5 protein-coding genes are annotated in these 2,194 nt (G+C 68.5%); 4 read left to right on the top strand and 1 reads right to left on the bottom strand.

Going from position 1 to position 2,194, the window contains the following annotated elements:
• The 3 genes from I5Q34_RS33365 to I5Q34_RS33355 form a co-directional block, all read left to right on the top strand.
• Positions 1–212: hypothetical protein (locus tag I5Q34_RS33365; RefSeq protein WP_199896230.1), on the top strand; the 212-nt coding region annotated here is incomplete at its 5' end.
• Between the two features lie 14 nt (positions 213–226).
• On the top strand, positions 227–685 hold the full coding sequence (locus tag I5Q34_RS33360) for a hypothetical protein (RefSeq protein ID WP_199896245.1): 459 nt from the start codon (positions 227–229) through the stop codon (positions 683–685).
• Between the two features lie 2 nt (positions 686–687).
• A complete protein-coding gene (locus I5Q34_RS33355; RefSeq protein ID WP_199896244.1) occupies positions 688–1,398 on the top strand; it encodes a hypothetical protein in 711 nt (236 codons plus the stop codon).
• Between the two features lie 79 nt (positions 1,399–1,477).
• Here I5Q34_RS33355 and I5Q34_RS33350 read toward each other — a convergent pair whose 3' ends face one another.
• The gene (locus I5Q34_RS33350; protein ID WP_199896243.1) at positions 1,478–1,750 is read right to left on the bottom strand and encodes a hypothetical protein; all 273 of its coding nucleotides are present in this window, start codon (positions 1,748–1,750) and stop codon (positions 1,478–1,480) included.
• Between the two features lie 119 nt (positions 1,751–1,869).
• On the opposite strand from I5Q34_RS33350, the gene I5Q34_RS33345 reads away from it, so the two are divergent.
• The coding region (locus I5Q34_RS33345) for a hypothetical protein (RefSeq protein WP_199896242.1) at positions 1,870–2,194 on the top strand (325 nt) is incomplete at its 3' end.

Below are 2,194 nucleotides of genomic sequence, written 5' to 3'. Positions count from 1 at the left end.
CGTCCGAGATCACCAACGTGGGCTCCGCGTCCGCGCAGCAGCTCGTGGTCGTCGAAGTCGGTTCCGAGCAGCTGTCCGACGGTTACGAGTGGGTGTCCCTCAACGTCCCGGACCTGGGCACCAACGGGTCGAAGTACGTGGCGATCGTCAACCTCGCGCTCGACCTCAACGTTCAGCGCAAGCCCACCAACCTCGCCAACCTCAACACCTGATCAGGGGGCTGATCATGTCTGTCATCATCCAGGGCTCCCAGCTCCGTACTGTGAATTTCGGCACGAAGGTGGACAAGGCGGCGGCTACAGTTCCACAGAATGCCCTCTCCAGCCTGTTCACGGTGTCCGGCGGCCGAGTCATCGTCACCGGCATCATCGGCGAGGTGACCACAGTCATCGGCGGCACCACTCCGTCTGCGAAGTTGGTCGCGAACCCGGCCGTCGGCACCGACAGCGACATCACCACCGCTGTGGCCATCACAGCTGACCCAGTGGGCAACTTCTATGGCGTCTCCACGGTGGGCGGGGCGCTCGCGGTGCTGGAGGCTGTCGCCCCATTCCCGCAGGAGCCTTTCGTCCTGCGGGCTGGAACGCTCGACCTGCACGTGAGCGCCGCTGACGCCACCGGTGCGATCAAGTGGAGCCTGTTCTACGTGCCGCTCGACGACGGCGCGTCCGTGGTTGCGGCGTAGCCATGCCGAAGACGACGCGCAACCGGGGCGGGACCATATGCGGCCTCGCGCAGAACCAGGGGCAGGAGCCCCTGCTCCTGGGGAAGTACCTGATGGTCCGGGACGGCCGGATCGAGTTCATGGACGGGACCGGTGCCCTGCCGGACACCGTCCTCGACCGCGACTCGGCTGGCGTGCTGCGCATGACGGGCACGTGGCGGCTGGAGGGTTCCGCCTCGACGTCGGACGCGCTCACGGCCCGGGTGACGGGGGACGCCGCGGCCCGGTTCGTCGTCAACGCGGACGGCAAGCTGGAGTGGGGCGCTGGCTCCGGCGCGGTCGACACCAACCTCTACCGCGACAGCGCCGACACCCTGAAGACGGACGACGCTCTGACCGTCAGCGGTTACACCACCCTTCAAGGCGCCCAGACCAACGGGGACTTCGCCAGCCTCGGCGACATCTCCATCAGCACGGCCGGCAAGGGCCTGAAGGTCAAAGAGGGCTCGAACGCCACCATGGGGGTGGCCACTCTCACCGGTGGCGCCGCCACAGTGAGCACTACCAAGGTGACGGCCACCAGCCGGATTTTCCTCACCTCGCAGGCCGACGGCGGAACGGTCGGCTTCCTGCGCATTTCAGCCAGGAGTGCCGGCACGTCGTTCACGATCACCTCGTCCAGCGCCCTGGACACCTCGACGGTGGCCTGGCTGATCGTGGAGCCCGCCTCATGACGCTCTGGGTGTGCGAGGGATGCACGACGAAATACGCGGTCGGCCTCTTCCGATGCCCGCGCTGCCACTCAACGGCCTTTCACGAGGAGGGGTCCATGCCGAAGATCACCCGCCACGGCGGGCCCACCAACAACCCCGGTGCCGCCCCCGTCCCCACCGCGTCCCCAGCGGGGGCGGCCCCGGCCACCACGGAACTGGCCTCCGAGACCGACAGAGGTGAAGAGACGTGGCCTGGGAGCAGCTCCTCAGCATCTACCGAGACGCCGCCGACGAGCTCCGAGCCGAGCGCACCCGCGCCCCGGAAGCGTGCCCGCACGACGGCGAGCCGCTCCGAGAAGGCCCCGACGGACACCTCTTCTGCCCCTTCGACGGATGGCGACCCGACGGAGGAACCGTCCGATCCTGAGCCCGCCCTCGGCGACACGGACTGACCTAGCACACCAGCGAGACGGCGAGAGGAGGCGACCGGCGATGGGCGTCTGGTACGCCACCCGCGAGGACATGAAGGCCGAACTCGACTTCAAGGAGACGTCCCGCAGCAACGGGCGGATCGACCGTGCCCTGGAATCCGCCTCCCGGAGCGCCGAGGGGCTGCTGCACCGCCGGTTCTACCCCCAGACCGCCACCCGCTACTGGGACTGGCCGAACGAGCAGACGGCACGGCCGTGGCGGCTGTGGCTGGACGACTCCGAACTCATCTCGGTCACGTCCCTGTCGTCCGGCGGGACGGCGATCGTGGCGAGCAGCTACAACCTGGAGCCCAACCGCAGCGGCCCGCCCTACAGCCGGATCGAGC

It is taken from the genome of Streptomyces sp. AV19, from assembly GCF_015999245.1.
In the GTDB taxonomy this organism is placed as follows: domain Bacteria; phylum Actinomycetota; class Actinomycetes; order Streptomycetales; family Streptomycetaceae; genus Streptomyces.
Note: the sequence above shows the minus strand (reverse complement) of the source record. Positions and strands in the feature narration are given on the sequence as shown.